Source organism: Pseudarthrobacter sp. NIBRBAC000502772, assembly GCF_006517235.1.
Taxonomy (GTDB): Bacteria; Actinomycetota; Actinomycetes; order Actinomycetales; family Micrococcaceae; genus Arthrobacter.
Genome location: NZ_CP041188.1, coordinates 4,435,425 through 4,456,952 on the forward strand (window position 1 = coordinate 4,435,425; position 21,528 = coordinate 4,456,952).

Below are 21,528 nucleotides of genomic sequence, written 5' to 3' on the forward strand. Positions count from 1 at the left end.
CGGCTAGCCGCGCTCGATGTTGCTGAGGTCGCGCAGCACGCCCACCCGTCCGTCGGTGTGCTGGACCAGGAATTCGTGGCCCCGGTCTTCCAGGGCCAGCACCCAGCCGCCCGGTTCAATCACAAAGGCGGGGGCGCCGGTCTGGGGGTCCACCGCGGTCCGGTGCTGTGCCACGGCAAACCAGAACGCCTCATGCTCCGGCTCTTCGTACGATTCTTCCGGCCTGGATGCCGGATCCACGGTGGCGCCGATGGGCTCCACGCGGCGCACCTGCTGATGCACGGCCGTCGCCGCAGGTTCCGCGGCAGACTGGCGCGGCGCGGCAGAGACTCCGGTGCCGGCGTCGTGGGTTGCCGCTTCAGGGGCAGCGGCGGCGGACGCCGTAGCGGTCGGTACAGGGGCAGCCGCAGCCGCCGTCGGGACGTCACCCGCAGAAGTCTCAGCAACGGCGGGCACCGCGGACGTGCCTGTCGCTGAAGGGGAAGGCACGACGTCGGCCGCCTGGGTTGCGGGGCTCGGGTCGCCGGCAGCGGACCACTCGCTCACCTCGGGGGCGGAGGAGACGGCAGCGGCGGCAGCCGGGGCAGCCGGGGCAGAGAAGGCTCCGGCCGAAGCGGCGGGCGCGGCGGCACGCGCAGAAGTTGCCGCCGCCGAAGATGGGGCAACAGGCGCGGAAGCCTCCGGAACGGGCGTGGCCGCAGGCTTGGGTTCCTTGGGCGTGTGCGGCTTGGGCAGCGGGACAGCCGAGTCGCGCGCCATCACGTGGGCCGGGGTTTCGTCCCGCCCCAGGAAGTCGCCGGCGAAGTACGGAATGAAGCGGCTCAGCACGGTGCCCGCGAACAGCACGACGGAACCCACCAGGCCCACCAACAGGCTGGGCACGAAGGCCGCGGCCGTGGAAACGAAGAAGAACGCCAGTGCAAAGGAAGCCACCACAGACCCAAACTGGTCAACGGACAGCGAACCGATGCGGACCTTCGTGGCGGGAGCGAGCCGGCGGGCAGCAAAGAGTGCCGTGACAATCAGCGGCAGCACAATGCCGAGACCCAGGAAGAACAGGCTGCCTGCATTCCAGAGATTAAACCGGCCGAAGAAGATGGGCAGCAGCGAGGCAACCAGCAGAATGAGGGTGGCGGCGAAAACCGCCAGGTCCCGCAGCGTGAACAGACCCAGCACGGCCTGGTTGGTGGTGCCCGGCTTGGCGCCGGCAGGCTTCTGCACGCCCTTCGCTGAGCCGCCTCCCGGGGTGCTGCCAGGCCCGGCCTCGGTTGCGCGGCCAAATTTCTGGCCGAAGCTTTGCTGGTTCATTCTGTACTCCTTAGCGTGGCGGCACCGGGACGGTTCCGTCCCAAAACTGTGCCGTCCGAAACGGCGGCAACGGCCAGGCCCGGCAGTGATACACCGGATCCGACAGCTCCGTAGAAAGTCACAATTCAATCTCAGCCTAGCCAACCGCATGGCCGATCACTAGCTGATCCGCAGTGGCGGGACGCCAGCGGGCAGGGTCCTTTAACCATTCAACGCTAAATAAACGCCGTTCGCGGGGGCCATTGTGACAGCGGACACGTCGCAGCCCCGGCGCGTATTAGGCTTGATTCCGGAACAGCTCTTTGCGGAATGTCCGTGATCGGCCGCTACCCTGCCGCGCAAAGCGGCGGAGCACGGCCGGGCGACGACAGCCGCTGAAAAGACCGATGAATGATGAGGTTCACCATGTCTCAGGACACTCCCGGCTCCACGGCCACCGCTCCCGCAGCTTCCGTGCAGACCGACCAGCAGGGCGACGCCTTTGAAAACCTGCTGCACGAAAACCGCACTTTCGCCCCCAGCCCCGAATTCGCTGCCGACGCCGTTGTCACCGCCGCTGACTATGCAGAGGCCGACGCCGGCCGCCCGGCTTTCTGGGCGAAGAAGGCCCGCGAACTGCTCACCTGGAGCAAAGACTTCGACCAGGCACTGGACTGGTCCAACCCGCCGTTCGCCAAATGGTTCGTGGGCGGCGAGGTCAACGCCGCATACAACGCGCTGGACCGCCATGTGGAGAACGGCCTCGGGGACCGGGTGGCCATCTACTTCGAGGGCGAACCCGGCGACTCCCGCACCTACACGTACGCCCAGCTCACTGAAGAGGTCAAGAAGGCCGCCAATGCCTTCGAGTCCCTCGGGGTTGGCAAGGGTGACCGGGTGGCCGTTTACCTGCCCATGATCCCGGAGGCCGTCATCACGCTGCTGGCCTGCGCCCGCATCGGTGCCGTGCACTCCGTGGTGTTCGGCGGGTTCTCCGCCGACGCCCTGCGCTCCCGGATCGAGGACGCCGAAGCCAAGCTCGTTGTCACCGCGGACGGCACGTACCGCCGCGGCAAGCCCAGCGCGCTCAAGACCGCCGTGGACGAGGCCCTTTCCGTCGATGGGCACACGGTCCAGAACGTTGTGGTGGTCAAGCGCAACGGCCAGAACGTGAACTGGCACGAAGGCCGGGACCACTGGTGGGCGGACACCGTGGAGCTGGCCTCCGCCGAGCACAAGGCGGTGGGACACGACTCCGAACACCCGCTGTTCATCCTGTACACGTCCGGCACCACGGGCAAGCCCAAGGGCATCCTGCACACCACCGGCGGCTACCTCACCCAGGGCGCCTACACCCACAAGGCCGTGTTCGACCTCCACCCCGAAACGGATGTCTTCTGGTGCACGGCCGACGTCGGCTGGGTCACCGGCCACACGTACGTCGCCTACGCCCCGCTCATCAACGGCGCCACCCAGGTAATGTACGAGGGCACCCCGGATTCCCCGCACCAGGGCCGCTGGTGGGAGATCATCGAGAAGTACAAGGTCTCCATCCTGTACACCGCCCCCACGGCCATCCGGACCTTCATGAAGTGGGGCCGGGACATCCCGGACAAGTACGACCTGACCTCCCTCCGGGTCCTCGGTTCCGTGGGCGAATCCATCAACCCGGAGGCGTGGATGTGGTACCGGGACGTCATCGGCGGCAACAAGGCACCGATCGTGGACACCTGGTGGCAGACCGAGACCGGCGCCCAGATGATCGCCCCGCTGCCCGGCGTCACCGCCACAAAGCCCGGCTCGGCGCAGACCCCGCTGCCCGGCATCGCGGTGGACGTCGTCGATGAGCAGGGCGAATCCGTGCCGGACGGCCACGGCGGCTTCCTGGTGATCCGGGAACCCTGGCCCGCCATGCTCCGCGGCATCTGGGGCGACCCCGAGCGGTTCAAAGAGACCTACTGGTCCCGCTTCGAAGGCATGTACTTCGCCGGCGACGGCGCCAAAAAGGACGAGGACGGCGACATCTGGCTCCTGGGCCGCGTGGACGACGTCATGAACATCTCCGGGCACCGGCTCTCCACCACTGAAATCGAATCCGCCCTGGTCAGCCATCCCTCTGTGGCCGAAGCCGCCGTTGTGGGCGCCGCCGACGAAACTACCGGCCAGGCCGTCGTCGCGTTCGTGATCCTGCGCGGCGACGCCGTGGACAAGGGCGAGGCCACCATCCAGGAACTCCGCAACCACGTCGGCAAGGAAATCGGGCCCATCGCCAAGCCCAAAACCATCCTCGTGGTCCCGGAACTGCCCAAAACCCGCTCCGGCAAGATCGTCCGCCGCCTCCTCAAGGACATCGCCGAAGGCCGCGAATCCGGCGACGCCACCACCCTGGCCGACACCACAGTGATGCAGCAGATCGCGCAGTCGCTCAGAAAGTAACAGCTGCCTCACGACCCACTCCGACGCTATCGAGTGGCCCCGATTATCCCGTCCTATGGGAAAATCGGGGCCACTCCCTGTTTGGGACGATTCAAGAAAATCGACGCCAAAAATGTTATTTGCCGTTCTTCCATGTTCTGTTTTGAACGTTTATAGTCAGATGCAATGTGAGGTGTCTCACATGCGGCTATTTTTCAAGGGAGAGAACATGGCTTCACAGTTTGATGCGTCTGCAACTGCTTTTCCCAGCAGGCGGAGCATCCTCAAGACCGTTGGCGTAGGCGCGGCAGGCCTGGCCGGCATTCCATTTCTCGCAGCCTGCACGGGCGGAAGTGCGCCGTCCGCCACGGGTTCCGACTCCGCCGGCCTAACCTTCGGTTCCGGGTCCTCCGATGACGTTCCCAAGCGGGCGTACCAGGCTGTCACCGACGCCTTCACGGCCAAGTCCGGCAAGAAGGTCACCACAAACGTGGTGCCCCACAATGATTTCCAGAACAAGATTAATTCGTACCTGCAGGGCTCTCCGGACGATACGTTCACCTGGTTCGCCGGTTACCGCATGCAGTACTACGCAGGCAAAGGGCTCCTTGCGCCCATCGATGACGTCTGGGAAACCATCGGTGGCAACTACTCCGATGCGCTGAAGAAAGCCTCCACCGGACCGGACGGCAAGATGTACTTCGTACCCAACTACAACTATCCGTGGGGGTTCTTCTACCGGAAGAGCCTCTGGGCCGAAAAGGGGTACGAGGTGCCGGAGACCTTTGACGCCCTCAGGGCCCTCGCCACGAAGATGCAGGCAGATGGCATCATTCCCATCGGCTTCGCCGACAAGGACGGCTGGCCGGCCATGGGCACCTTCGACTACATGAACATGCGGCTCAACGGCTACCAGTTCCATGTGGACCTGTGCGCACATAAGGAATCCTGGGACCAGCAAAAGGTCAGCGCGGTCTTCGACACCTGGGCGGCGCTCCTTCCCTTCCAGGATCCGGCAGCCCTCGGCCAGACCTGGCAGGACGCCGCCAAGGCGCTGGAAGCCAAGAAGACCGGCATGTACCTGCTGGGTTCCTTCGTCACCCAGCAATTCACCGACCCGGCGGTGCTGGCGGACATCGATTTCTTCGCCTTTCCGGAAATCGCCATGGAAGGCCGCGACGCTGTCGAAGCCCCCATTGACGGCCTCCTGCTGTCCAAAAAGGGCGGGGAGAACAAGGCGGCCCGCGACTTCATGGCGTTCCTCGGCACCGCCGAGGCCCAGGACGCCTACGCCGCCGTGGATGCGTCCAACATTGCCACCGCCAAGGGCACGGACACCTCCAAGTTCAGCCCGCTCAACAAGAAGTGTGCGGACACCATCGCCGACGCGAAGTACATCAGCCAGTTCTTCGACCGGGACGCCCTGCCCGCCATGGCCAATAACGTGATGATCCCGGCCCTGCAGAGCTTCATCAAGGACGGCAAAATAGACGTCAAGAACCTCGAGGCCCAGGCCAAGACGCTCTACGCCGCGCAGTAAATCCAGGGCCGCACTTCCAGCCCTGTCAGCGCCGTTTCCAAGGCGACCAGCCAGGAAGGGAACGACGACGGCGGCGCAGGCTCCCGCCGCCGTCGTTCCCTTCCAGCGTCCCCACCAATAGAGGGAAGACTTCCATGAGCAGCACCGCACAAGAATTGATACCGCCGGAAGCGCGGGAGCCCGGCGGCGGCCGCATCCGGCAGGCCAGAGGCGGGCGGGTCCGCCGCCTGACCGGGCGGGACAAAGTGGTCCTGTCGCTGATGGTGGGGATCCCCACCCTGATCGAACTGACCCTGGTCTGGCTGCCGACGCTGATGTCCGTGGGGCTCAGCTTCAGCCGGTGGAACGGCCTGGACCTGGCCGACATACGCCCCGCCGGCACGGCGAACTACCAGTACATCACCCAGGACTACCCGCCCTTTTGGCCGGCGGTGCAGCACAACCTGCTGTGGCTCCTGTTCCTGGCCCTGATTGCCACACCGCTGGGCCTGCTGCTCGCCGTGCTGCTGGACCAGAACATCAGGGGCAGCAAGATTTACCAGAGCATCTTCTTCGCACCCGTGATGTTGTCACTGGCCCTGATCGGCATCATCTGGCAGCTCTTTTACCAGCGCGACAACGGCCTCCTGAACTTCCTCCTGGGCACCGCCGGGACACCGCAGGCCGTCGACTGGTTCGGGGACTCCTCCGTGAACATCTGGGCCGCCATGATCGCGGCGACGTGGCGGCATGCCGGCTACGTCATGCTCCTTTACCTGGCCGGGCTTAAGGGCGTGGACCCGACCCTCAAGGAAGCCGCCGCCATCGACGGAGCCAACGCAGGGCAGACTTTCTTCCGCGTGGTGTTCCCGGCCATGCGCCCCATCAATATCGTCATCGTGGTGATCACTATCATCGAATCGCTGCGCGCCTTTGACGTGGTTTACGTCATCAACCGCGGAACCAACGGCCTGGAAATGCTCAGCGCCCTGGTGATCCAGAACCTCGTGGGCGAAGGCCAGGTGATCGGCGTCGGCTCGGCACTGGCAGTGGTGCTGCTGGTCATCTCCCTTGTTCCCATCGTCTTCTACCTCAGCCGCACCTTCGGCAAGGAGAACAAAGCATGAGCACCAACACAGCCCGCACCGGCCGGACTGCTGCCGCAGCGGCGCCCCGCTCCGGCAGCAGGCCCAAGCGCCACTACGGGACCCATATCTTCCTGGCCGTCATGGCGGTAATGTGGCTGATCCCGCTGGGTTGGTCGCTTTTCACCGCCCTCCGCCCGGTGGCCTCGACGAACCAGTACGGTTATTTCAGCTTTGCCGGCGACTTCAACTTCGACAACTTCGCCCAGGCCTGGACCCAGGGCGGGTTTTCCACGTACTTCTGGAACTCGGTCATCATCACCGTCCCGGCTGTGCTGCTGACCCTGTTCCTTGCCTCCCTCATGGCCTTCGCCGTCAGCCGGGTGAGCTGGAAGTTCAACATCACGCTGCTCATCATGTTCACCGCCGGCAACCTGCTTCCCCCGCAGGTCCTCGCCGCCCCGCTGTTCGAGATGGCAAAGCACTTCGAAGTGCCGTACTCGTTCAGCGATTCCGGAAACATGCTGAACACCTACATCATTGTGATCGCGGTCAATACCGCCTTCCAGATGGGTTTCTGCACCTTCGTGCTGTCCAACTACATGAAGGCGCTCTCCGCGGACCTGACCGAGGCCGCCCTGGTGGACGGGGCCGGCATCTGGCGGCAGTACCGGGAGATCATCATGCCACTCTGCCGGCCGGCGTTCGCCGCACTCGGCACGCTCCAGGTCATCTTCATCTACAACGACTACTTCTGGCCCCTCATCTTCATCCAGAGCGGCAACCGGCTTCCGATCACCACGGCCATCAACAACCTGCAGGGCGAATTCCTGAACAACTACAACCTCCTGGCCGCCGGCGCAGTCATCACTGTCATTCCCACGCTGGTGATCTACCTGCTCCTGCAGCGGCAGTTTGTTGCGGGGCTGACTCTTGGTTCAAGCAAGGGGTAGACCATCATGGAACGTGACGGGGATATCACACCCGCCTCAGCCCGAAAGGAATTACATGCTCCCCGCAGCACGCCACCAGGCAATCGTGGACGCCGTCCAGCGCGAACGGGTTGTCCGCGTCTCGGACCTCGCCCAGCAACTGGGCGTTTCCCTGATGACTGTCCGCCGGGATATCGAGCTGCTGGAGGATGGTGGCAAACTGGAGCGTATCCACGGCGGCGCCAAGCTCCCCGGCGATGTCAGCACGCATGAGCCTGGCTTCGAGCTCAAGTCCACCCAGCTGACCGCGGAGAAGCGCGCCATCGCGCTGGAGGCTGCCGGCCTGGTGCATGAGGGCATGGCTGTCGGTCTCAGCGCCGGGACCACCACGTGGGCCCTGGCCAAGGAACTGGTCAACGGCCCGCGGATCACGGTGGTCACCAACTCCGTGCGCATTGCTGACCTCTTCCACCACGCCGCGTCCGGCGGCTCGGCCCGCTTCACATCCACCGTGATCCTGATCGGCGGCGAGCGCACGCCGTCGGACGCTTTGGTGGGACCCATCGCGACGGCGGCACTCAAGCAGCTGCACCTGGACGTGCTGTTCCTGGGCGTGCACGGCATGGACGCCGACGCCGGCTTCACAACCCCCAACCTGTTGGAGGCCGAGACGGACCGGGCGTTCGTCGCAGCCGCCCGGAAAACTGTGGTCCTTGCCGATCACACCAAGTGGGGGCTCCTGGGCATCAGCACGATCGCTCCGCTGGACGCGGCCGATGAGGTCATCAGCGACGCCGGGCTGGGCCCCGAAGCCCAGCGCATCCTCGGCGAGCGGGTGGGCAAGATCCGGATCGCGGGCTAGTGAACCAACAGCCCTTGGTTCACGGGCAGCCGCAGGACTGGCGGACGTGGAGCTTCGTGGGGAACGTCCGCTGCTGCGGCGGGGCCTTGCGCCGAGCACCCAGAATGCCGTCGACGGCGGCCTCGGCCATCTCCCGAACCGGCTGATCCACGGTAGTCAGCGCCGGCCACGCATACTCCGCCTCGGCGGAGCCGTCGAAGGAGGTCAGCGCGATGTCTCCGGGCACGGAGACGCCCGCCTCATGGAGCGCGCGGAGGATACCAACCGCCTGCATGTCCGAGCTCGCGAAAATCGCCGTGGGCCGGTTGGAGGAGGCCAGGAGCCGCTTCCCCGCTTCGTAGCCACCAGGCCGGGTGAAGTCGCTGCGCGCTATGGGCCCTTCGGGGAGGCCTGCCTCCTTCAGCGCCTTCAGCCAGCCCAGTTCGCGGCCGTCGACGTTTTTGCCCACGTTGGTGCCTATGGCCAGGCCGATGTTCGTATGCCCGTGCCCCAGGAGATGTTCCACGGCGATCTGTGCACCGGCCGTCAGGTCCACCCCGATGCTGTTGATGCCCGGCCCTTCGCTGTCATGGTTGAGCAGGACCCAGGGAATGTCGGCCTTCTCGAGGTCTTCAAGGTCCGGCTGGAACAAGACGCTGGCAAGCAGTACGCCGTCCACCTGCCGCGCCGCCAGGTTCCGGACGTTTCGGCGCTCCTTTGCGAGATCGCCGTCGGAGTTGGTCAGCAGCAGGGCGTAGCCCCGCTCGGCCGCGGCGTCCTCCACGGCATGCGCCAGGAGCGAGAAGAACGGGTTCGAGTTGTCCGGCACGATGAGCCCCAGCGTCTCGCTTGATCCCAGTTTGAGGGCCCTGGCCGCCGCGTTGGGGCGGTAATCCAGGACCCGGATGGCGTCCTGGACCTTCGCCTCCGTGGCCGGAGCCACTTTCTTGGGCCCGCCATTGACTACATAGCTGACGACGGCGGTGCTAACGCCCGCGTACCGGGCAACATCCTTGCGGGTCACCGGGCTGCGTGGGGGCTGCACTGTGGGAGTCGTCATGGTGTACATGCTAGCTATCAGATCCCCGGGGCGTCGCCGAAGTCACGGATGGGCAGCCGCTCTCCGCCGCGGAGGGCGGACTGGTGCGCCACGATACCGGGCAGCGTGAACCGGGCGGCAACCCAGGCGTTGACCGGCGGAAGCGCACGCGTGTTGACGGCTGTCACGAAGTCATCCACCAGGAAGTGGTGGCTTCCCTCGTGCCCGTTCGGTGCGCCGCGGAACTCCTCCGGCAGCCGATCAGCGTCGTGGACAGGCGAGAGCCCGGAGACGAAGGCGTCCCTCAGTTCCGGCGCAACGTTGGCCAGCGACGGGTCATCGAGGGACATGCTGGGCCGGGTTTCGAACAGCTCGGAAATGTCCTGGACGTTTTCCTTGTCCTGCCAAACCGAGACTTTTGCGAGCTGTTCAAAGCTGGCCTCTGTTCCGAAGAACCGGAAGCGGGACTCCCTGATGTGTGAGGGGTAGCCCACGCGGCGCATCTCGTTGGTCCGCATAACGCCGCCGTCGTTGAGTTCAAAAAGGGCGGTGGCGTTGGAGAAGTCGTTGCCGAACATGCTGACCTCTTTGTCGAAGACGCCGTCGTTGCGGTCATCTTTTACTCCGACGCAGCTAACGCTTACGGCATGGGCGCGGACCGCGCCGAGGACTCCGCCGACCGCGTGCGTCGGGTACAGCATGGGCGGGTAGCTGGCGGTTTCCTTCCAGCGGTCACCGCCGCTGTACTGGTAGGCATCATAGAAGCCCAGGTCCATGTCGTGGACGTAGTCACCTTCGCTGTAGAAGATCCGCCCGAAGCGGCCGGCAGCATGCTGATTGCGGGCATAGACGGTGGCCGGGTTGTAGTAGCTGGTCTCCCCCATCATGTAGACCAGGTCGGTTTCGCGGACAGCGCCGATAATCCTAGCGATTTCCTCCTCAGAAATGGCCATGGGGACGGCGGAATAGACGTGTTTGCCGGCGCGGAGCGCCTGCTCCACCAGAGGACCGTGCGTCCAGCGCTGGGTGAAGATGGCCACAGCGTCGACGTCGGAGGCTAAGAGATCGTCAAAGCTCGCCTTCGAGCCCGCCAGATGGTAAAGGTCCACTGCCTCGGCCGCCCGTTCCGGAAGCTCATCCACCACGTAGACGTCGCTGACACCGGGGTGGAGATTGAAGAGGTGCGCGAACTGGCCGCCGAACTGGCCAACTCCTACTACGCCGATTGAAAACGTCATTTTGGCCTTCCCTAGGTGCTGTGGGGAGCGCCGGGCAAGCGCTGTCCATAAGGATTCCCAGTGTTTCACTCGAATCTACTCGAGTCAATAGCCTAGCGACTGGATGAATCCCTTCAAATGCAGCATGAAATCCAACACTTGTCAGCTTCTATCTACTCGTGTAGATTCACTTGAAGTTGTAACCCACCTCACAGTCAGGAAAGGGTCGAAGATGACCACCCTTACAAAGCAACAACGGGACCCGGCAGGCCGGGCGGCAGGCACTAAAGCAGGAAAGACCGGAAGCACCCGGAAGCAGAGCCTCACGCACCGCATGGGCGACTTGAGGATCGCGATGGTGTTCATCTTCCCGGCAATGATCGGCTTCGTGGCGTTCTTCCTGATCCCCACGATCCGCGGTGTTTACCTCAGCTTTACCGAGTACAGCATCCTGGGTGATCCCACCTGGATCGGGATCAAGAACTACACCGCGATTTTCGCCGATGAACTGTTCTGGAACGCGATGAGCGTGACTCTGCAGTACGTGGCGCTGAACATCGGTTTCCAGACCGTCATTGCCCTGGGCCTGGCGTTGTTGATGCACCGGGTCGCCAAATCCACGTTCGTCCGGGGCGCGCTCCTGCTGCCGTTCCTGGTCGCGAACGTGATTGTCGCCCTCCTGTGGTTCTGGATGCTCGACTACCAGCTGGGCATCGTCAACGAGGTCATCTCCTGGCTGGGCGGGCAACGCATCGCGTTCTTCGGCAGCGAGCAATGGGCCATCCCCACCATCGCCTTCGTGAACGTCTGGCGCCACATGGGCTACACCGCCCTGCTGCTCTTCGCCGGCCTGCAGTCGATTCCCAGCCACGTCTACGAGGTTGCCTCCCTGGACGGGGCATCCCCCACCCGCACGTTCTGGTCCATCACCATGCCGCTGCTGCGCCCGGTCATGGTGTTGGTCCTGGTGGTCACCGTCATCGGTTCCTTCCAGGTCTTTGACACGGTGGCCGTCACCACCGCAGGCGGCCCGATCAACGCCTCCCGCGTCATCCAGATGTACATCTACCAGAAGGCCTTCACGGAGTCGGACTTCGGGTACGCCTCCGCGCTCTCTGTCATTCTCTTCGTCATCCTCGCCCTGGTCGCCTTCGTGCAAATGAAGTTCCTCAAGGGCAACGAATCGGATCTGGACTAAGGACCCCCGCAATGACTACATCGACACCGTCCCGCAACGGCGCGACCGCCCCGGCCCGCACTGCCATCATCTTCAAGCCCCGCCAGCCCTTCAACTGGCGACGCGCCGGGGCCTGGACCCTCGTGGTCATCGCGCTGGTCGTCACCATCGCCCCGTTCCTGTGGATGCTCCGCACCGCCCTGTCGAGCAACCACTCCCTCGCCGCGAACGCCGGCAACCTCCTGCCGGCCGACTTCAGCTGGGGCGCCTTCAAACGCGTCCTCGGCCTGCAAACCCCCGAAGAAGCCATCGCCGAAGGCGGCTCCGGTGCCGCCATCAACTTCTGGTGGTACCTGCGCAGCTCCATCATTGTCTCCACCCTGATCACCGTCGGCCAGGTGTTCTTCAGCTCCATGGCCGCCTATGCATTCTCAAGGCTGCGCTGGCCCGGCCGGGAGAAAGTGTTCGCCCTCTTCCTGGCCACCATGATGGTCCCGCCGATCTTCACCGCCCTGCCCAACTTCCTGATGATCAAAAACCTCGGACTCCTGAACACCTACGCCGGCATCATCCTGCCCTTCCTGTTCATGACCCCGTTCGCGATCTTCTTCCTGCGCCAGTTCTTCCTGAGCATGTCCCGGGAAGTAGAGGAAGCCGCCATGCTCGACGGCGCCAGCAAGTTCCGCATCTACTTCAAGATCGTGCTGCCCAACGCCGCGGCCCCCCTGGCCACCCTGGCCCTGCTGACCTTCTTCGGCACCTGGAACGAATACTTCTGGCCGCTGCTGGTGGGCCAGGACGAGTCCGTCCGGGTCCTCACCGTCGGCCTGGGCGTCTTCAAATCCCAGTCCCCGCAAGGCGCCCCCGACTGGTCCGGCCTGATGGCCGCCACCCTCATCGCCGCCCTCCCGGTCCTGATCCTGTTCATCGCCTTCGGCAAAAAAGTAGTGAACTCCATCGGCTTCTCCGGCATCAAATAACCCCCATATGTTCCAACCGCTCCACAGTTTCTCCGTTCCAACCGCTCCACAGTTTCCCCGTTTCTCCCCTGCAAGAACCGAAAGGTCCACCATGAAGAAAACCCTTGGCATCGCCGCTGCTGCTGCTGCCATCGCCTTGTCCCTGTCCGCTTGCGGCGCACCCGCCCCGACCTCCACCGAGGCCAAAGGCGAGATCAACTACTGGCTCTGGGACGCCAACCAGCTCCCCGCCTACCAGCAGTGCGCCGACGACTTCACCAAGGCCAACCCGGACATCAAGGTCAAGGTCACCCAGCGCGGCTGGGACGACTACTGGACCACCCTGACCAACGGCTTCGTCGCCGGAACCGCGCCGGACGTCTTCACCGACCACCTGGCCAAATACCCCGAGTTTGCCTCCAAGAAGCAGCTCCTGGCCCTGGACGACGCCGTCAAGACCGACAAGCTCGACCTGGACATCTACAGCAAGGGCCTGACCGATCTGTGGGTCACCGAAGATGGCAAACGCTACGGCCTGCCCAAGGACTGGGACACCGTCGCGATGTTCTACAACAAGAAGCTCGTGGCTGATGCCGGCTACACGGAAGAGCAGCTCAAGGGCCTGGATTGGAACCCCTCTGACGGCGGCAGCTACGAGAAGGCCATTGCGCACCTGACCGTGGACAAGAACGGTGTCCGCGGAGACGAGTCCGGCTTCGACAAGAACAACGTCGCGGTCTATGGATTGGGCCTGGAAAACTCCGGCGCCGGCACCGGCCAGACCCAGTGGAGCTTCCTCAGCGCCACCATGGGCTGGACCCACACGGACAAGAACCCGTGGGGCAAGGACTTCAACTACGACGACCCCAAGTTCCAGGAAACCATTGCCTGGTGGACCGGACTCGTGGACAAGGGCTACATGCCCAAGCTCGAGACCACCGTGGGTGCCAGCGTGACTGATAACTTCGGTGCCGGCAAGGCCGCCATCAACACCAACGGTTCGTGGATGATCGGGCAGTACACCGCCTACAAGGGAGTGGAAACAGGCATCGCCCCCACACCCAAGGGACCCGACGGCAAGCGCGCGTCCATGTTCAACGGCCTGGCCGACTCCATCTGGGCCGGAACCAAGAACCCGGTAGCTTCCGTCAAATGGGTCGAATACCTCGCCTCGGCAAAATGCCAGGACGTAGTGGCGTCCAAAGCAGTAGTGTTCCCCGCGATCACTTCCTCCTCCGAGCTCGCAGCCAAGGCCTTCGCGGCCAAGGGCGTTGACGTCACCGCCTTCACCACCCACGTCAAGGACGAGACCACCTTCCTCCTCCCGATCGCCGACAAGGCGGCCAAGGTCGAAGGCATCATGAAGCCTGCCATGGACGCAGTCCTGTCAGGCAAGAAGCCTGCCAGTTCCCTGAGCGAAGCCAACGAACAGGTCAACGCCCTCTTCAAGTAAGCCTGGTCCGCCAAGAAGCGTGACTGCGGTCAGTGACCGCAGTCACCCGTTCCGGATGCCGCCGTTCCCTCCCTTGCGACGGCGGCATCCGGACACCCTCATTCCCACAGCAACACAGTCCTGCGTTAGTGAACGCACGCCATGATCATGAAAAGAGATACACCTATGGATTCGCTCCACCTCCGTACCGCCGGCACCAGCCTGGTGATCAGCTTCAACAGCGGGGAGGCCGAGATTATCCATTGGGGCGCCGATTTGGGCGAAGCCCCAATGCCGGACCTCGCCATCCTGGACGAACCCATCCCCAACTCCGCCGTCGACGCCAACGTTCCTGCCGGCCTCCTGCCGCAGGCGTCCTCCAGCTGGCGCGGGCGTCCCGCCCTCCGCGGCCACCGCATCGCAGACGGCGTCTCCGGCCTCGACTTCTCGGCCCGCCTCCGCACGGTGACAGCGACCCTCGAAGGCAACTCCGCCGTCATCGTCCAGTCCGATCCCGACGCCGGACTGACCGTCTCGTCCTCCCTCGCATTGCACGACGGCGGCCTGCTGGAGCTGCGGCACAGCGTCACCAACGACGGCGTCACCCCCTACCAGCTCGACGAACTGGCCACCGTTCTCCCGGTGGCGCCAGACGCCGTCGAACTCCTTGACCTGACCGGGCGCTGGTGCAGGGAAAGCCACCCCCAGCGCCGCCCCATCCAACAGGGCACCTGGGTCCGCACCGGCCGGCACGGCCGCACCGGACACGATTCCTCTCTCCTCTTCGCCGCCGGCACCGCCGGATTCGGCAACCGCCACGGCAAAGTCTGGGCCACCCACCTGGCCTGGAGCGGCAACCACGAACACTTCGCCGACAGCATCGGCGACGGCCGCACCATGATCGGCGGCTCCGAACTCCTCGGCCCCGCCGAAGTCATCCTCGAGCCCGCCGCCAGCTACACCACGCCCGCGCTGTTCGCCGCCTACTCCGACCGCGGCCTGGACGGCATCAGCGAAGCCTTCTATAGCTGGTTCCGTGCCAGGCCGCACCACGTGCTGCCCGCCGCGGGCGGCGGCAAGCCGCGCCCCGTGGTGCTCAACACCTGGGAAGCGGTCTACTTCGACCACAACCTGACCACCCTGATCGAGCTCGCCGACTCCGCCGCCGACCTCGGCGTCGAACGCTTTGTGCTCGACGACGGCTGGTTCCGCGGCCGCCGGCACGACCACGCCGGCCTGGGCGACTGGTACGTCGACGAATCCCTCTGGCCCGAGGGCCTCACCCCGCTGGTCGACGCCGTAACCTCCCGCGGCATGGAATTCGGGCTCTGGGTGGAACCGGAAATGATCAACCTCGACTCTGACATCGCCCGCGCCCACCCCGAATGGATTGTTGGTCCCGCCGCCGCATCGCACAAGGACGGCGGCCGACTACCGCTGGAATGGCGGAACCAGCACGTGATCGACCTCGTCAACCCTGACGCGTGGCAGTACATTTTCGACCGCGTCGACACCCTGCTGCACGAGAACAACATCAGCTACCTCAAGTGGGACCAGAACCGAGACCTGACCGAACACGGCCACGCCGGCCGCTCCTCCGTCCACGAACAGACCCGCGCCGCCTACCGGCTCTTTGACGAACTCAAGAAGTCACACCCCGGCGTCGAAATTGAAAGCTGCTCCTCCGGCGGCGCCCGCGTGGACCTGGGCATCCTGGAACGCACTGACCGGATCTGGGCCTCGGACTGCAACGACGCGCTCGAACGGCAGACCATCCAACGCTGGACCGGGCTGGTAGTCCCGCCGGAGCTCGTGGGCGGTCACATCGGACCCACCACCTCGCACACCACTGCCCGCACCCACGACCTCTCATTCCGTGCCATCACCGCCCTCTTCGGGCACTTCGGCATGGAGTGGGATGTCCGCGGGGTCCAGGGCGCGGAGCGCGAGGAGCTAAAACGCTTCATCGGGATCTACAAGGAACACCGCGGCCTGATCCACTCAGGGCGCATGGTCCGCGCGGACGTCCCCGACGAGTCCCTGATGCTCCACGGCGTGGTTTCGCAGCGTCCCGCCGCACCCGGTGAAGCTGCCGCGCTGTTCGCGTTGGTCAGCACCAAGACGGCATTTGCCGAGCAGCCGGGACGCATCACCGTGCCGGGACTGGAACCCGAGTGCACCTACCGTGTGGAGGCCATCTTCCCGGCGCCGGGCGACGCCGACTATGCCCACAACTTCACGCAAGTGCAGCACCCGGCGTGGCTGGTCGCCGGAGCTGTGGCTAGCGGCCGCTTCCTGGCCGAAGTAGGCCTGCCGATGCCCATCCTCAACCCGGAACACGCCTTGCTGCTGAAGGCGACGGAAGTCGAGGCTTAGCGTCGGTCCTTAGACGACGCTACTTCCCCGTGAGGGGCCAGATTCCCGTCCCTGAGCCGGACGGGAATCTGGCTTCGTATCGCACCACTCCCCCCCACCACAAAGAGGTCCCCATGCGTCTTCCCTCGATTGACCTGCGCGACTACCCCCACGGCAGTGACCTGCACGGCCAGTCCCTGAACTGGCTCTACGCAAACGGGCTCGACCCTTTCGCCACCACCCCAACCGAAGTCACGATCGTCGGGGAACACCTCACCCTCCAGATATCCGGCAGTACCTGGCGCACGCTCCGCATGCAGGCACCACCCGAAAAGTATGGGCTGACGCGCAGAGCCTGACCGTTCAGGCCAGGCGTCAGGTAGTGCCACAAATCTTCACACCCGATCCGCGTATTCTCCCCGGCGCGGCGCCAACTGCTGTTCATCGTCCTACGACGGCGGCGAGGAGGTTCTCGGTGCCGTCCTTGAGAAACATGGTGTGGGCGCCGCAGGGGCAGTGGGAGTAAGTAACGGTTCCGGTGGACGTGGCGTGCCGAGAGAGGACTTGCCAGATATGTTCATGCATGGAACCAGCATCCAGTAATGGGTTGATGCCGTTCAACCATTACACTTTGGGGGGTGGGATACAGTCACGAAAATCAGGTGGGAGCCCAACTGGCCGCTGCCCTGGTAAACGCCCGGGCAGGAGACGACCTTGAGGCTGTGCTACAGGATTTCAGCATTCGGGAACCGCGGCTGGGTGCTGATGCGGATCATGGCCTTCGACGTTGGGCAACTGAACTGGCATTGGCATTCGCAGCCGAAACCATTGATGAGCGATGCCGTTCCATCAACGCGCTCCTCGAACGCTCCGCGGGGAGGATCTCGCTGACCACCCACGACGCTTCCCGTCCCCATTTGCACCTCTTCCCGGAGGGCGATGACATCATGTCCCGGGTCAAGGCCGTCACGGCCGGCGGCCTGGCATTGTTCGTCGCCTGGAGTGGCGGGCACCGGATCGGCACCTGCGCCCGGCCGGCATGCGTCAAGGCGTTCATCGACAACTCCAAGGCCGGCAGACAGCGCTACTGCAGCGCCCGATGCGGAAACACCGACGCAGTCGCCCGGCATCGACAAGCCGCCAGCATGCCCTCCCGCAACAGGGCAAGAACGTGAAAGTCGCCGCAACTTTCTCCAAATCCTGAAAGCCCGATATATGCGGCGAGGCCCGGCGGTGGCTTGACATGTGTCCCTTGCGACGGATCCTGCACCATCATTCAGCTGCCACGGTCCACGGCCGCCGGAAATCCGGCCTGGTCGAATGGCCCGGGCCGAATGATGGTGCAGAATCCGGCGGGTAGATTGGAGCCATGACTGACGTTTCCTCCCCTGACTCCGCATCTGCCTCCGCTGCCGGGCGCGGCACGATCCTTGTGATCAACGGCCCCAACCTCAACCTGCTGGGCACCCGTGAGCCGGAGAAGTACGGCACCTCCACTCTCGCGGACGTGGAGCAACTGGCAGCCACTGCGGCGCAGGCCCACGGCTTCACAGTGGAGTGCGTCCAGTCCAACCATGAGGGCGTGCTCCTGGACGTCATCCACGCAGCCCGCGGCACCGCCGTCGGGATTGTGCTGAACGCCGGCGCCTTCACCCACACTTCCGTGGCCCTGCGCGACGCCCTGGCAGCGGTGCAGCTTCCCGCCGTCGAGGTCCACATCACCAACGTGCACCAGCGTGAGGAATTCCGGCACCACTCGTTCCTGTCCCCGGTGTGCGCCGCGGTGATCGTGGGAGCGGGCGTGTTCGGCTACAAGCTCGCCATCGATTACCTGGCCGAGGCGCTGTAGCCCGGCGCCGTGGGCGCAAGCTCTGTGGCTCAGGCCGCCCGGGCTACTTCTGAATGCACTGCCCGGAGGAGACAGGAGCGCTGAGGCTTGCGGCCTGGGATGCGACCGGGAACAGGTCATTCATGGTGATCGCGAAACCCATTTCGGTGTCCGAGGTTGCCTTGGCGAAAATGACGCCCGCCACCAGGCCCTCCATGGTCAGCAGCGGGCCGCCCGAGTTCCCGGGCTGGACGTTGCCGGCGAGGCGGTAGATCTCTTCCGGGGCCGGGTTTTCGCCGTAGATGTCGGGCACCAGAACCGAGGTGATGTCCTGGACCGTGGCGGGGTTGGACTGGAACGGACCGCCGTGAGGGTACCCCGCGAAAGCTGCCGGGCTGCCGTTCGGTAGGTCGGACGTCAGCGTGAGTGGTTCGGAAGGCAACCCGTCAACGGCCAAAACGGCGAGGTCGTGCCTGGTGTCGAAATACACCACCCGCCCGGGCATTGCGCCGCCGTCGGGAATTTCAACCACCGGCTGCGACACGCCCGCCACAACGTGGGCATTGGTCACAACCCGGCCAGGCGAAACCACAAAGCCGGTGCCGGTCTGGTTCTGCCCGCATTGGTAGGCGGTTCCGGCTATTTTCAGGACTGACTGTGCGGCCCGGTTCAGTGCCGGAGTATCGGTGCTGGCATTGGGCACCGCCACTGGCTGCCCCTGGTCCAGACCTTCCAGCAGTGTGGGGATTCCGTTGCCGATCACCGTTGACCGCAGCTGCGCCATGGTGGTCTTCAACGGGACAGGGGTCAGCCCGTCGATGTACCGGATGACTTTGGACTCGGCCAGTTGCTGGGACACAACCGGAACGCCCAGGGCGCTGACGCTGAAGGCAAGCATGGACATGACCAATGCCGAGACCACCACATTGACGGCCCCGCCCACCAGCCGGTCCACAGCACGCAGCGGCTTGATCCGCACGGCGCCGCGGATTTTGCGCCCGATCATGGTCCCCAGGCCATGGCCCAGAGCCATCAGAACGACGGCGGCGGCCACGATGGCGGTCAGCCTCCAGCCGGAGTCTTCCACGAAGTTGCTGACCAGTGGAACGGCAAAGAAGGCAGCCACGGCGCCCGCGGCAAAGCCGGCGATACCCCCAAGGGTTACCAGGAAGCCGTTGCGCAGGCCATAGATCAGGTAAGACAGCAGGGCAAGGATCAGCGCCAGGTCCAGAACAGTCAAGCCAAACACTGAGCGCTCCTCTAATACGGTTGAGACCCAATTCTAGTGGCGCAGGCTGACATTATTCTGTGGGCGCCAGTCTCCCGCCTATCAGGGCCAGGTTCGCCTCACGTTCAGTAGTCAAACTCACACCCCGGGCGCGGCCGGGCACCGGATCGGGCCCGCATTACACACTGTCAGCGGCGTTTCCGCTGCCAAGTACGTCACAGAACCTTGAAAATTCTGAAACAATGGCAAAAGCGCCACAGCCGACACTTTTTATTCAGGAGATTTCATGGACATCGAGGTACTGCGCCGAGCACCCCTATTTGCCACGCTCGACGACGAAGCATTCCGCCTGCTGACGGACGAGCTGACCGAGGTGGACCTCTCCCGCGGTGCATCGGTATTCCGCGAGGGCGACCAGGGCGACCAGCTCTACTTCATCGTCTCCGGCAAGGTGAAGCTGGGCCGCACGTCCCCCGATGGCAGGGAGTCCCTGCTCGCCATCCTCGGCCCGGGTGAACTGTTCGGCGAAATGGCACTCTTTGACCCCAGCCCCCGCACGGCCACGGCCACGGCTGTCTCCGAAACCCGCCTTGCTGGCCTGAAGAACGAAAGCCTCAACGCCCTGCTGCGGACACGCCCCGAGGTTTCGGCGCAGCTGCTGCAAGCCCTGGCCCGTCGGCTGCGCCGCACCAACGATTCACTCTCGGACCTGGTGTTCTCCGACGTCCCCGGCCGCGTGGCCAAGGCCCTGCTGGACTTGGCCGACCGCTTCGGCCGGCCGGCAACCGACGGCGTCCTGGTAGCCCACGAGCTCACGCAGGAAGAGCTGGCCCAGCTGGTAGGCGCCTCCCGCGAGACGGTCAACAAGGCCCTGGCAGAGTTCGTCCAGCGCGGCTGGCTCCGCCTCGAAGCCCGTGCCGTAGTGATCCTCGACATGCAGCGCCTCCGCCAGCGCTCCCGCTAAGCCAAATAACAAAAGCCGCTCCGGTTCTGAACCGGAGCGGCTTTTGTTGTTAACTCACCTACGGCGGAAGACGGCACTTCGCCTCGATTAGACCCCAGTACCGACCGACCTGCCTCCGCAGCACGGGAAGTGAGAGAGCGTTGCCCAAGAACCTGCATCAAGTGAGAGAGCGGTCGAGCCGGACGGCGGTCTTTCGCGTAGGAGCGCATCGCGGCGCGTCGGGAACCGGAGGTCGCACAGCGACCGGAGGTTCCCCTATGCGTTGTGTCTAAGCGACGGCGAAGGGCCGCTTTCCGGCGGACTTAACCGGGCGATCCGCGGAGCTAGCGTTCGCGCTGGGGGTCTCCGGCTACGGTTTTGGCGGCCTCGACTTCGAGCATGAGCGTGCCCTCTTCTTCGACCAGCCGTGCCTGGTACACGTGGGGTTTGCGTTTGTAGCTGAGGTAGGCGATGCAGCCGTTCGCTGCGGCCATCTTCTCCAGCATGATCTCCGACCCCGGCACCAGGAGCTGGCCGAGGGTAAGGCCAACGGTGTTCTCCTGGCCCACTTCATCGCCCAGGGCAGTGGTGCTGCGCGCGGCGATGGCCTTGGTGGCGCACACCCAGCGGCCCCAGACGCCCTTGCTCTCCAGCAGGCTGGGCTGCTGGTTCATGGGGACGGTGGCGGCGAAATAGCGGGTGTCGAAGCGGCGGTGCGCGAAGTCGGGGCTGCGCCAGTTGACGAGCGGCTTCAGCAGGTCGGTCCGCAGCGAGAGTCCCCGCTTGGCGAGGAGCTCCGTGAACGTCTTCTCCTGGCCGGCAACGGCCACGCGGGCCCGCATCCAGTCCTGCGTTGACGTGTTTTCCACGGTGGTGGACATGTCCGGCCCGGCAAGGAGCACGCCGGCTTCCTCAAAGAGTTCGCGGATGGCGCCCACCACGTGGCGCCGCGCCAGCCCGACGTCGTCCGTCCCCATCTGCTCGGCCCAATGCTGGGGTGAGGGGCCCAGCCAACCGACGGCGTCGTCGTCGGACGCCTCCAGGGAACCTCCGGGGAACGCGAGGACGCCCAGCGGCGAGGAACCGGGCCGGTACCCCAGCCACGTCTCCAGGCCGGTGGGCGAATCCCGCAGAAGCACGACGGACGATGCGTATCGGGCGGCACGCGGCGTCCGCTCGCCGTGTTCGAGCCAGCTTTGGGCAGCCCCTTCAAGATCCGGAGGAAGGGCAAACAAGCGTCGGGCGAGCTGAGGCAATTGAGTGAACCGGGT

General features: G+C 64.7%; 19 protein-coding genes. 13 read left to right on the forward strand and 6 right to left on the reverse strand.

Annotated elements, in window-relative coordinates; all coding sequences use genetic code 11:
* Positions 1-3 precede the first annotated feature (3 nt).
* Positions 4-1,308, reverse strand: coding sequence for a hypothetical protein (locus NIBR502772_RS20550; protein ID WP_141141585.1), 1,305 nt, complete (start codon positions 1,306-1,308; stop codon positions 4-6).
* 405 nt (positions 1,309-1,713) lie between these two features.
* Here NIBR502772_RS20550 and acs point away from each other — a divergent pair, with 405 nt between their 5' ends.
* The 5 genes from acs (at position 1,714) to NIBR502772_RS20575 (ending at position 8,100) form a co-directional block, all read left to right on the forward strand.
* Entirely contained in the window at positions 1,714-3,723 is a 2,010-nt protein-coding gene (gene acs / locus NIBR502772_RS20555) for an acetate--CoA ligase (RefSeq protein ID WP_141141586.1), read from the forward strand.
* A gap of 208 nt (positions 3,724-3,931) precedes the next feature.
* Positions 3,932-5,242, forward strand: a complete 1,311-nt coding sequence (locus NIBR502772_RS20560) for an ABC transporter substrate-binding protein (protein WP_246848611.1) — start codon at positions 3,932-3,934, stop codon at positions 5,240-5,242.
* A gap of 134 nt (positions 5,243-5,376) precedes the next feature.
* Positions 5,377-6,348 (forward strand): carbohydrate ABC transporter permease, encoded by a 972-nt coding sequence (locus NIBR502772_RS20565; RefSeq protein ID WP_141141588.1) that lies wholly within the window; start codon positions 5,377-5,379, stop codon positions 6,346-6,348.
* On the forward strand, positions 6,345-7,259 hold the full coding sequence (locus tag NIBR502772_RS20570; RefSeq protein WP_141141589.1) for a carbohydrate ABC transporter permease: 915 nt from the start codon (positions 6,345-6,347) through the stop codon (positions 7,257-7,259). The genes NIBR502772_RS20565 and NIBR502772_RS20570 overlap by 4 nt, the downstream gene beginning before the upstream one ends.
* A 55-nt stretch (positions 7,260-7,314) precedes the next feature.
* Entirely contained in the window at positions 7,315-8,100 is a 786-nt protein-coding gene (locus NIBR502772_RS20575) for a DeoR/GlpR family DNA-binding transcription regulator (protein ID WP_141141590.1), read from the forward strand.
* 19 nt (positions 8,101-8,119) lie between these two features.
* Here NIBR502772_RS20575 and NIBR502772_RS20580 read toward each other — a convergent pair whose 3' ends face one another.
* Together NIBR502772_RS20580 and NIBR502772_RS20585 are read right to left on the reverse strand one after the other, a co-directional pair.
* Positions 8,120-9,139, reverse strand: a complete 1,020-nt coding sequence (locus tag NIBR502772_RS20580) for a LacI family DNA-binding transcriptional regulator (protein WP_141141591.1) — start codon at positions 9,137-9,139, stop codon at positions 8,120-8,122.
* 17 nt (positions 9,140-9,156) lie between these two features.
* Positions 9,157-10,356 (reverse strand): Gfo/Idh/MocA family protein, encoded by a 1,200-nt coding sequence (locus NIBR502772_RS20585; protein ID WP_141141592.1) that lies wholly within the window; start codon positions 10,354-10,356, stop codon positions 9,157-9,159.
* A gap of 211 nt (positions 10,357-10,567) precedes the next feature.
* On the opposite strand from NIBR502772_RS20585, the gene NIBR502772_RS20590 reads away from it, so the two are divergent.
* From NIBR502772_RS20590 to NIBR502772_RS20610, 5 genes are all read left to right on the forward strand, one after another.
* Positions 10,568-11,533: a carbohydrate ABC transporter permease gene (locus tag NIBR502772_RS20590; protein WP_210412331.1), complete on the forward strand. Its 966-nt coding sequence runs from the start codon at positions 10,568-10,570 to the stop codon at positions 11,531-11,533.
* A gap of 11 nt (positions 11,534-11,544) precedes the next feature.
* Positions 11,545-12,492, forward strand: a complete 948-nt coding sequence (locus NIBR502772_RS20595) for a carbohydrate ABC transporter permease (RefSeq protein ID WP_141141593.1) — start codon at positions 11,545-11,547, stop codon at positions 12,490-12,492.
* Between the two features lie 91 nt (positions 12,493-12,583).
* The gene (locus NIBR502772_RS20600) at positions 12,584-13,924 is read left to right on the forward strand and encodes a sugar ABC transporter substrate-binding protein (RefSeq protein ID WP_141141594.1); all 1,341 of its coding nucleotides are present in this window, start codon (positions 12,584-12,586) and stop codon (positions 13,922-13,924) included.
* 165 nt (positions 13,925-14,089) lie between these two features.
* Positions 14,090-16,279: an alpha-galactosidase gene (locus NIBR502772_RS20605; RefSeq protein WP_141141595.1), complete on the forward strand. Its 2,190-nt coding sequence runs from the start codon at positions 14,090-14,092 to the stop codon at positions 16,277-16,279.
* 113 nt (positions 16,280-16,392) lie between these two features.
* On the forward strand, positions 16,393-16,617 hold the full coding sequence (locus NIBR502772_RS20610) for a hypothetical protein (RefSeq protein ID WP_141141596.1): 225 nt from the start codon (positions 16,393-16,395) through the stop codon (positions 16,615-16,617).
* Positions 16,618-16,699: 82 nt separating this feature from the next.
* Here NIBR502772_RS20610 and NIBR502772_RS22550 read toward each other — a convergent pair whose 3' ends face one another.
* Complete coding sequence (locus tag NIBR502772_RS22550; RefSeq protein ID WP_168223591.1) at positions 16,700-16,843, reverse strand: hypothetical protein; 144 nt, start codon at positions 16,841-16,843, stop codon at positions 16,700-16,702.
* Positions 16,844-16,920: 77 nt separating this feature from the next.
* On the opposite strand from NIBR502772_RS22550, the gene NIBR502772_RS20615 reads away from it, so the two are divergent.
* Together NIBR502772_RS20615 and aroQ are read left to right on the forward strand one after the other, a co-directional pair.
* Positions 16,921-17,433 carry a CGNR zinc finger domain-containing protein gene (locus NIBR502772_RS20615; RefSeq protein ID WP_246848612.1) on the forward strand — a complete coding sequence of 171 codons (513 nt, stop codon included), beginning with the start codon at positions 16,921-16,923 and terminating at the stop codon, positions 17,431-17,433.
* A 194-nt stretch (positions 17,434-17,627) separates the two neighbouring features.
* On the forward strand, positions 17,628-18,107 hold the full coding sequence (aroQ, locus tag NIBR502772_RS20620; protein WP_141141598.1) for a type II 3-dehydroquinate dehydratase: 480 nt from the start codon (positions 17,628-17,630) through the stop codon (positions 18,105-18,107).
* Positions 18,108-18,150: 43 nt separating this feature from the next.
* On the opposite strand, the gene NIBR502772_RS20625 is transcribed toward aroQ, so the two are convergent.
* On the reverse strand, positions 18,151-19,335 hold the full coding sequence (locus tag NIBR502772_RS20625; RefSeq protein WP_141141599.1) for a MarP family serine protease: 1,185 nt from the start codon (positions 19,333-19,335) through the stop codon (positions 18,151-18,153).
* Between the two features lie 265 nt (positions 19,336-19,600).
* Here NIBR502772_RS20625 and NIBR502772_RS20630 point away from each other — a divergent pair, with 265 nt between their 5' ends.
* The gene (locus NIBR502772_RS20630) at positions 19,601-20,278 is read left to right on the forward strand and encodes a Crp/Fnr family transcriptional regulator (protein WP_011693220.1); all 678 of its coding nucleotides are present in this window, start codon (positions 19,601-19,603) and stop codon (positions 20,276-20,278) included.
* 323 nt (positions 20,279-20,601) lie between these two features.
* Here NIBR502772_RS20630 and NIBR502772_RS20635 read toward each other — a convergent pair whose 3' ends face one another.
* Positions 20,602-21,513, reverse strand: a complete 912-nt coding sequence (locus tag NIBR502772_RS20635; RefSeq protein WP_141141600.1) for an NUDIX hydrolase — start codon at positions 21,511-21,513, stop codon at positions 20,602-20,604.
* Positions 21,514-21,528: the final 15 nt, after the last annotated feature.

Coding starts and splice junctions, on each gene's coding strand:
- NIBR502772_RS20550 (WP_141141585.1), bottom strand. CDS start 1,308: ATGAACCAGCAAAGCTTCGGCCAGAAATTTGGCCGCGCAACCGAGGCC.
- acs (WP_141141586.1), top strand. CDS start 1,714: ATGTCTCAGGACACTCCCGGCTCCACGGCCACCGCTCCCGCAGCTTCC.
- NIBR502772_RS20560 (WP_246848611.1), top strand. CDS start 3,932: ATGGCTTCACAGTTTGATGCGTCTGCAACTGCTTTTCCCAGCAGGCGG.
- NIBR502772_RS20565 (WP_141141588.1), top strand. CDS start 5,377: ATGAGCAGCACCGCACAAGAATTGATACCGCCGGAAGCGCGGGAGCCC.
- NIBR502772_RS20570 (WP_141141589.1), top strand. CDS start 6,345: ATGAGCACCAACACAGCCCGCACCGGCCGGACTGCTGCCGCAGCGGCG.
- NIBR502772_RS20575 (WP_141141590.1), top strand. CDS start 7,315: ATGCTCCCCGCAGCACGCCACCAGGCAATCGTGGACGCCGTCCAGCGC.
- NIBR502772_RS20580 (WP_141141591.1), bottom strand. CDS start 9,139: ATGACGACTCCCACAGTGCAGCCCCCACGCAGCCCGGTGACCCGCAAG.
- NIBR502772_RS20585 (WP_141141592.1), bottom strand. CDS start 10,356: ATGACGTTTTCAATCGGCGTAGTAGGAGTTGGCCAGTTCGGCGGCCAG.
- NIBR502772_RS20590 (WP_210412331.1), top strand. CDS start 10,568: ATGACCACCCTTACAAAGCAACAACGGGACCCGGCAGGCCGGGCGGCA.
- NIBR502772_RS20595 (WP_141141593.1), top strand. CDS start 11,545: ATGACTACATCGACACCGTCCCGCAACGGCGCGACCGCCCCGGCCCGC.
- NIBR502772_RS20600 (WP_141141594.1), top strand. CDS start 12,584: ATGAAGAAAACCCTTGGCATCGCCGCTGCTGCTGCTGCCATCGCCTTG.
- NIBR502772_RS20605 (WP_141141595.1), top strand. CDS start 14,090: ATGGATTCGCTCCACCTCCGTACCGCCGGCACCAGCCTGGTGATCAGC.
- NIBR502772_RS20610 (WP_141141596.1), top strand. CDS start 16,393: ATGCGTCTTCCCTCGATTGACCTGCGCGACTACCCCCACGGCAGTGAC.
- NIBR502772_RS22550 (WP_168223591.1), bottom strand. CDS start 16,843: ATGCATGAACATATCTGGCAAGTCCTCTCTCGGCACGCCACGTCCACC.
- aroQ (WP_141141598.1), top strand. CDS start 17,628: ATGACTGACGTTTCCTCCCCTGACTCCGCATCTGCCTCCGCTGCCGGG.
- NIBR502772_RS20630 (WP_011693220.1), top strand. CDS start 19,601: ATGGACATCGAGGTACTGCGCCGAGCACCCCTATTTGCCACGCTCGAC.